We start from the raw sequence: 7,383 nt of genomic DNA, 5'->3' as shown, positions 1-7,383 counted from the left end.
ATGGCTCACAAACACCTGAACAACGATTTGACACTTTTGTAAACTATCTTTTGACTTATGGTAAGAATAAGATATTAACCTTTAGGTGCTTAAGATGGTGAGTAAAACTAGAAAAGCAATAGAAATGTTATATAGAGATAAATGTACTATAGTAGAATATCAACCAATTAAAGACCCTATTACAAAACGAACTAATAATAAAGAAGTAGTTGCATTAGAAAATCAACCATGTAAGCTTTCATATAAAAATATTGCATCAGCTACAGATGGAAAAGTGGCTAAACTTACACAGACGATTAAACTCTTTATATCACCAAACATAAGCATTAAAGCAGGCTCAAAGCTTATTATAACTAATCAAAATAATGTTACAAAAGAATATATAAGAAGTGGAGAATCTGCTATATACCCAAACCATCAAGAAGTTGTCTTAGAATTACTAGAGGATAAAGCGTAATGGCTAGAGGTGGAAGTGTTGATTTTAAAGAACTAAAGAAGCTACAAAGAAAGTTACAAAGACTAGAAGATGGTCAGCTTGATAAATTTTTAAAAGATTGTGCAAGAGAATTAGCTGCAAGACTTGTTCGTAAAGCTAGGAAGCGTGGACGTACACCAAAAAAGACTGGAAAGCTAAAAGAAGGTTGGGGTGGGATAGCTTATGCTAGGTCACTTCCTGTTACTAAAGTTGGAGACAATTATGTTATAGAGGTAAAGAACCCAGTTCCTTATGCTAGCCACGTTGAGTTTGGACATAGAACTAGAAATCTTAAAGGTTTGGTAAAAGGAAAATACATGATGACTATTTCGGTAATGGAGTTAAGAGGAGAAGCAGATGCAATAATAGAGAAAAAATTAATGATTTTATTAAAGAAGGTATTTGATGCTTAATAATATAATTGATGGAATATCAGTAAGGTTAGATAAGGTGTTTGGAGAGAGTTATACAATTTACAGTGAGGATGTAGAACAAGGAATAAATGAACCTTGTTTTTTTATTGTTCCTATAAATTCAAGTAAAACATCATATCCAAATGGCAGAGAGTTGAAGAAAAATTCATTTGATGTATATTACTTACCCCGTTCAAAAGATAAGAGTTTTGAAATAAATGAGATAGCTGAGATGTTACTGGAGGAATTAGAGTATATAGAAATCAATGGAGATTTAATTAGAGGTACAAATATGAACTTTGAAGTCGTGGATAATGTGCTACACTTCTTTGTTGATTATAACTACTTCACTATAAAAAGTAATAATACAGATAAGATGGACACAGTAGAGTTATTTGGTGGTCTAAAGAGAGGTGATAAACTTGAGTAAAACATTAAGTAAAGAAAATAACTACAAATTTACTAAGGAACAGATAGTTAATTCTAAAAAGTATGTAAATAGAAAAGATTTATTAAATGCAATTTTAAAAGAAAATGAGTTATATTCTTTTTCAGAAGTAGAGGATAAAATAAATAATTTTATGAAAGGAGTGAGTTAGATGGCTTTAGGTGGAGGAACATTTATAACACAAAATAAGGTACTGCCTGGTGCCTATATAAACTTTGTAAGTGCTGCAAGGGCAACAAGTACATTATCTGATAGAGGTATTGTCGCAATGCCACTTGAATTTGATTGGGGTATTGATGAAGAAGTATTTCAAGTAACTAGTGATGATTTTGAAAAGTATTCAACAAAGTTCTTTGGATATGATTACACTCATGAGAAGTTAAAAGGTTTGAGAGACTTATTTAAAAACATACGACTAGGATACTTTTATAAACTAAACAAAGGAGTTAAAGCTAGTTGCAGTATTGCTATAGCTAAATATAGCGGAATAAGAGGTAATGACTTAAAAGTAATAGTTACAACAAATATAGATGATAACACTAAATTTGATGTTGTAACACTTTTAGATAATAAGAAAGTAGATACACAAATAGCTAAAGTCATTACAGATTTAATTGACAATGACTATATCACTTGGAAGAAGGATGCAACACTAGAAGCAAGTGCAGGACTTGTATTTACTGGTGGGACTAATGGAGAAGCAATTACAGGGACAGAATATCAAGCTTTCTTAGATAAAATAGAAAGCTACTCATTTAATGCACTAGGATGTTTGGCTACAACAACAGAGATTAAAAGTTTGTTTGTAGAATTTACAAAGAGAATGAGAGATAAGGTGGGAGCTAAGTTTCAGACTGTATTGTATAAGAAAAGTGATGCAGATTATGAAGGTGTAGTATCTGTAGAAAATAAAATCAAAGATGCTGGATTATTAGAGTCGAGTTTAATTTACTGGGCTACTGGAGCTATAGCTGGGTGCGATATAAATAAATCTAATACTAACAAAAAGTATGATGGCGAGTTTGATGTTGATGTTAACTATACTCAAATACAACTCGAAGAAGCTCTAAAAACAGGTAAGTTTATATTCCACAAGGTTGGTGATGAAGTTCATGTGCTAGAGGATATAAATACTTTTGTTAGTTTTACAGATGATAAGAATGATGATTTTTCAAGTAATCAAAGCGTTAGAGTGCTTGACCAAATAGCTAATGATATAGCAACACTATTTAATACAAAATACTTAGGTAAAGTACCAAATGATGCAGCAGGAAGAATAAGCTTCTGGAATGATGTTGTTAAGCATCACAAAGAATTAGAAAATATTAGAGCAATAGAAGATTTTAAAACTGATGATGTTAGTGTGGAACTTGGAAATGATAAGAAAACAGTTATAGTAAGTGATGCAGTTAAGGTTATTAATGCTATGAGTAAGCTTTATATGACTGTTTCAGTAAGCTAAAAAGGAGAGTGATTATAGATGTCTAAAAATGTTACTATGAATGTTAGAGACGCAATAAGTGCATCTGAAGCAGAGTGTTTTGTAACAATAGAAGGTAAAAGATATAATTTTATGAGTGCTATTAATTTAGAAGCTAAAATGGAAAAAACTAAAAGTGAAATCCCTATATTGGGTAGAACTACAAAAGGAAATAAAACAACAGGTAGTAAAATTACAGGGAGTGCAACATTTCATTTTAATACTTCTATTTTTAGAGAATTGCTTTATAGATACAAAGAGACTGGTGAGGATATTTATTTTGACATACAGGTAACTACTGAAGACCCAACAAGTTCAGTAGGGAGACAGACAGTAATACTCAAAGACTGCAATATGGATAGTGGAATAATTACTAAATTTGATGCTGATGGTGAGTATTTGGATGAAGATATGGACTTTACGTGTGAGGATTGGGAATTAGTTGAAAAGTTTAATTTAATATCAGGTACAATATAGAATACACATTTATAATTTATAGATGTGTATTTTTTATGTAGAAAATTAAAATAAAAGGAGATTAGAATAATATGAGTAATTTAAGTGCTTTTTTAGCTCAAAACGCAATAAAGGTTGATAATGTAAAATATATAGCAAGTGATAGATTTTTAGATGAAGAAGGAAAACCAGTCGAATGGGAATTAAGAGTTTTATCTTCTGAGGAAGATGAAGTATTAAGAAGAAATTGTACCAAAAGAGTGAAAGTGATTGGCAATAATGGGAAACATACAGGACAATATACAAGTGAAATTGACTACAACAGTTATGTAGCTGAATTATGTGTGGCATCTACTGTATTTCCCGATTTGAAAGACGTTGAGTTACAAAATAGTTATGGAGTAATGGGAGAAGCTCAGTTATTAAAAACAATGCTTACAGCAGGAGAATATGTAAATTACACTGTAAAAGTGAATGAGGTTAATGGATTTGATACAACTTTTGAAGATAAAGTAGAAGAAGCAAAAAACTAATCAGAGGTGGCGATTTCGATGCTAGTATTACTCATTATTGTATTCAAAAATTAAAGTGGAAACCTAGTGAATACTTGAATTTAGAAGTTAATGAGAGAGCATTAGCAGCCGCCTCAATACTTGTTAAAATAGAAGATGAAGAAGAAGCAATGAAAGAAGCTGAAAGAGAGAAAAAGAGAGGGCGAAGAAGATAATGTATAATGTAAAAACTTTACTTATATAGTATAATATTGGTAAATAACGTTATAGGGGGATGTTATATTATGTGGCAGCGTTTTAAAAAATTAAATATTGTTTTGAAAATTATAATTGGTTTTATTGTATTATTATTTTTTCCAGTATTTTTAATACTTCTTATTGCAGAGTTTACTGTTAAATCCTTTAAAAATAAGAAAATAGTAAGAGGCTTAATTGGAATATTTATAATTTTTATATTTGCTGGAGAAATAAAAGTTTATCTAGCACAAGCGTGGGGAATAAATATTGGGTCACAAGTAAGAGTAAGTAATGAATCAGAAGTAAGCAGAAATAATGAATTAAAATCAAAACAAGATGATAAAAAAGTAGTGAATATGTCAGAAGATGAACAAAAAATATCTAAAGTTACAAATTTAGCTCAAGAGCAAGTTCAAAATATCGCTAAGATACTAAAGGAATGTGGAATAGAAGAGTTTGAAAGCATAAAACATGATGAAGGATTGGATAATGCACATTTTGACGGAGAAAAAGGTTATAGAATTGAGTTTGGCGGTTCCAAAAATATAATATTGTATTTGAATAAAGATAATTCAGTTTACAATGTCAGATGGGCTGACAATGACTTTTATAAAGATGGAAAAGTAGTTTCTAAAGTTAGTGATTATACTCTTACAATGGATGAAAAAACAACATTGCAATTACAATGTCAAAATGGAGTTAGTGCAATTCTAAAGTCGCCAAGTACAGCTGAATTCCCAAATATAACAAAGTGGATGTTCTCTAAAAATAAAGAGGAAATAGTAGTCCAATCCTATGTAGATTCTCAAAATTCGTTTGGGGCAACAATGAGAAGTGAATTTCAAATAATATTCACAAGTGATGGCAAAGATGTTAAATCTTTTATATTTGATGGAAAAGAAATGATAAAATAACTAATCTAAAGGAGTAATCAATTTGGTTACTCTTTTTTGTACTTAAATTTAAGAAAGGAGAGTGAGAAAATGGCAACAATACAAACTTCTATAAAAATATTTGATGGAATGACACCCGCTTTTCGTAATATGACTACATCTATTAATACAACAATTAATAGTTTAGAAAGACTACAAGGGAGATTGAATAATCCACTCAACACAGGCGGGATACAGACTTCTCAACAAAGTTTGAATAATGTAGAAAGTATTCTTACAAGAATAGAACAAAAAATTAAAGGGAATACAAATGAACAGGAAAACTTTAATAATAAGATAAAGCAAGGAAGTGAAGCAGGTTCTGTATTAGTTGCTAAGCTAAAAAGTATTGCTGGTATATATGTTGGAATAAAAGGAATAGAGAGCATTACAAAAGCGGCAGATACAATTGCAAGTACAAAAGCACGTTTAAATCTAATGAACGACGGATTACAGACAACAGAACAATTAAACAAGATGATTTATTTATCTGCTCAAAGCGCAAGAGCGAGTTATGCAGATACGGCAGCACAAGTAAGTAAGCTAGGAATATTGGCAGGAGAAGCATTTGGAAGTAGTGCAGAAGTTGTAAAATTTGCTGAACTGATGAATAAGAGTTTTGTAATCGGAGGAACGTCAGCATCAGAAGCAAGTGCTGCAATGTATCAACTTACACAAGCGATGGCGGCAGGAAAGCTTCAGGGTGACGAATTTAGGTCTATTATGGAAAATGCTCCACTTCTAGCTACTAAAATAGCTGAATCTATGGGTAAGGGTAAAGAAGCATTAAAAGATTTATCTCGGACAGGAGCTATAACGGCAGATGTAGTGAGAAATGCTTTGTTTAAAGCAAGTGCTGAGATAGAAAAGAAATTCGCAAGCATGCCAATAACTTTTTCTCAAGCTCTTACAATGATGAAAAATGATGCCTATATGATTTTTGGGCAAACCCTCGGAAAGATAAGTGGAGCTTTGCAAAGTGTGAGGTTTAGTGAAATTGTTGTATCTATGCGGAATGTTATGATTGCAATATCTTCAAATATTTATGATACATTAAATATTATAAAAAATATTTTAAATAGTGATTTCTTCTCAAGTTTTGTACAAGGAATTACATTAGGAGCGGTATTAATAATACAAGGACTCGGAGGGATTACTAATGCTGCACTTAGTGTTGTTAATATATTTGCTCAGAATTGGTCAATTATCGCACCTGTTGTTTATGGAGTAATAGCAGCAATTTCACTATATTCTATAGCTTTAGCAGGAATATGGTTGTGGGAAAAATTGGTTGCAGCTTCTAAATTCGTTGTAATGTTTGCTCAGATGCTTTTGAATACTCAAACATTGGCAGGGTATGCATATCTTATAAAATATGCAGCTGGACAATGGATAGCAAACGAAGCTATGTTAGCATGCCCAATTTTTTGGATAGTTGCAGGTATTCTAGCCTTTATAGTAGTAATTTTTGTTGCAGTAGAAGCAGTAAACAAATTTGCAGGAACGAGTTTAACTGCATTAGGGGTAATAGTAGGTGCAGTATTTGCAGCAGTTGCAGCAATACAAAATGTTATGATTTGGTTATTAAATGGTTGCATAACTGTAAATGAAGGAATTATAAATGGATGGAATCAATGTGTATATCTTATGAAACAAGCTATTGCAAAGGGTGTAATCTTTATAATAGAAAAAATGGCAGCATTGAATGACTCTGTGAATAGTGCTGGAAATGCACTTGGAAAAGCCTTCATAGACGGGGCAAATATAGCAATCAGAGGAGTAAATAAGTTAATCGATTTATTAAATAAAATACCTGGAGTGGATATTGGAAAAGTTGGAGAAGCAACATTTACACCAGTCAAGGCAGATAATAGCACAATCAAAAAACAAATTGCAGATTTAAACAAATGGGTAGGAGATGCACCAGAAAAAGTGACGCTAGAGAGAATGGGATATAAAGACATTGAAGGTCAGTTTAAAAAAGGAAATGCACTTGGAACTAAGTGGCAAAATGCTATAACTGATAAATTTAAAGATACTTTTGATATTAATAAGATGCTAGAAGATGCAAAGAAAAAATTAGGATTAGACGATTTATGGAATAAACAAAATCCTTTAAACAACCTTGGGGGATTTGGGAGTGGAGATTTAGGAAAGAACGTAAAAGATACTGCGGGAAACACAGCAAAGATGGCAAAGACAATGGATAAAAGTCAAGAAGACCTTAAATATCTTAGAGATATAGCAGAGCAAGAAACAATCAATCGATTCACAGGAGTAAACATAAAAATTGATATGAATAATACAAACAACATAAGTAAAGATACAGATGTGGATGGAATAGTAAATGTCTTAACGGAAAAACTGAATAATGCAATGGTTGTATCAGCTGAGGGAATAGTTTAGAAAGGAGGTATATAAATGGCTTAT

9 protein-coding genes are annotated in these 7,383 nt (G+C 31.6%); all 9 read left to right on the top strand.

What is annotated here, in order from left to right:
• The first annotated feature begins 94 nt into the window (after positions 1 to 94).
• A complete protein-coding gene (locus Q3304_RS20310; protein WP_407815309.1) occupies positions 95 to 457 on the top strand; it encodes a hypothetical protein in 363 nt (120 codons plus the stop codon).
• On the top strand, positions 457 to 888 hold the full coding sequence (locus Q3304_RS20305) for an HK97 gp10 family phage protein (RefSeq protein ID WP_021383715.1): 432 nt from the start codon (positions 457 to 459) through the stop codon (positions 886 to 888). Before Q3304_RS20310 ends, Q3304_RS20305 begins: the two co-directional genes overlap by 1 nt.
• Complete coding sequence (locus tag Q3304_RS20300) at positions 881 to 1,318, top strand: DUF6838 family protein (protein WP_407815307.1); 438 nt, start codon at positions 881 to 883, stop codon at positions 1,316 to 1,318. Before Q3304_RS20305 ends, Q3304_RS20300 begins: the two co-directional genes overlap by 8 nt.
• Positions 1,302 to 1,487, top strand: coding sequence for a hypothetical protein (locus Q3304_RS20295; protein WP_407815306.1), 186 nt, complete (start codon positions 1,302 to 1,304; stop codon positions 1,485 to 1,487). Before Q3304_RS20300 ends, Q3304_RS20295 begins: the two co-directional genes overlap by 17 nt.
• Positions 1,488 to 2,798 carry a phage tail sheath family protein gene (locus Q3304_RS20290; RefSeq protein WP_407815476.1) on the top strand — a complete coding sequence of 437 codons (1,311 nt, stop codon included), beginning with the start codon at positions 1,488 to 1,490 and terminating at the stop codon, positions 2,796 to 2,798. It begins immediately after the preceding gene.
• Between the two features lie 18 nt (positions 2,799 to 2,816).
• Positions 2,817 to 3,293, top strand: a complete 477-nt coding sequence (locus tag Q3304_RS20285; RefSeq protein ID WP_254487059.1) for a phage tail tube protein — start codon at positions 2,817 to 2,819, stop codon at positions 3,291 to 3,293.
• 71 nt (positions 3,294 to 3,364) lie between these two features.
• Positions 3,365 to 3,805, top strand: coding sequence for a phage tail assembly chaperone (locus Q3304_RS20280; RefSeq protein WP_407815270.1), 441 nt, complete (start codon positions 3,365 to 3,367; stop codon positions 3,803 to 3,805).
• Positions 3,806 to 4,068: 263 nt separating this feature from the next.
• Positions 4,069 to 4,935 (top strand): hypothetical protein, encoded by an 867-nt coding sequence (locus tag Q3304_RS20275; RefSeq protein WP_407815272.1) that lies wholly within the window; start codon positions 4,069 to 4,071, stop codon positions 4,933 to 4,935.
• Between the two features lie 69 nt (positions 4,936 to 5,004).
• On the top strand, positions 5,005 to 7,359 hold the full coding sequence (locus Q3304_RS20270; RefSeq protein WP_407815273.1) for a tape measure protein: 2,355 nt from the start codon (positions 5,005 to 5,007) through the stop codon (positions 7,357 to 7,359).
• Positions 7,360 to 7,383 lie beyond the last annotated feature (24 nt).

Source organism: Clostridioides sp. GD02377 (assembly GCF_045899875.1).
Taxonomy (GTDB): domain Bacteria; phylum Bacillota; class Clostridia; order Peptostreptococcales; family Peptostreptococcaceae; genus Clostridioides; species Clostridioides difficile_A.
This window is presented reverse-complemented; position numbering and strand designations above follow the sequence as displayed.

What these genes read in the sequence shown, in the direction of transcription:
- Q3304_RS20310 (WP_407815309.1), top strand. Translation starts at nt 95, where the DNA reads ATGGTGAGTAAAACTAGAAAAGCAATAGAAATGTTATATAGAGATAAA.
- Q3304_RS20305 (WP_021383715.1), top strand. Translation starts at nt 457, where the DNA reads ATGGCTAGAGGTGGAAGTGTTGATTTTAAAGAACTAAAGAAGCTACAA.
- Q3304_RS20300 (WP_407815307.1), top strand. Translation starts at nt 881, where the DNA reads ATGCTTAATAATATAATTGATGGAATATCAGTAAGGTTAGATAAGGTG.
- Q3304_RS20290 (WP_407815476.1), top strand. Translation starts at nt 1,488, where the DNA reads ATGGCTTTAGGTGGAGGAACATTTATAACACAAAATAAGGTACTGCCT.
- Q3304_RS20285 (WP_254487059.1), top strand. Translation starts at nt 2,817, where the DNA reads ATGTCTAAAAATGTTACTATGAATGTTAGAGACGCAATAAGTGCATCT.
- Q3304_RS20280 (WP_407815270.1), top strand. Translation starts at nt 3,365, where the DNA reads ATGAGTAATTTAAGTGCTTTTTTAGCTCAAAACGCAATAAAGGTTGAT.
- Q3304_RS20275 (WP_407815272.1), top strand. Translation starts at nt 4,069, where the DNA reads ATGTGGCAGCGTTTTAAAAAATTAAATATTGTTTTGAAAATTATAATT.
- Q3304_RS20270 (WP_407815273.1), top strand. Translation starts at nt 5,005, where the DNA reads ATGGCAACAATACAAACTTCTATAAAAATATTTGATGGAATGACACCC.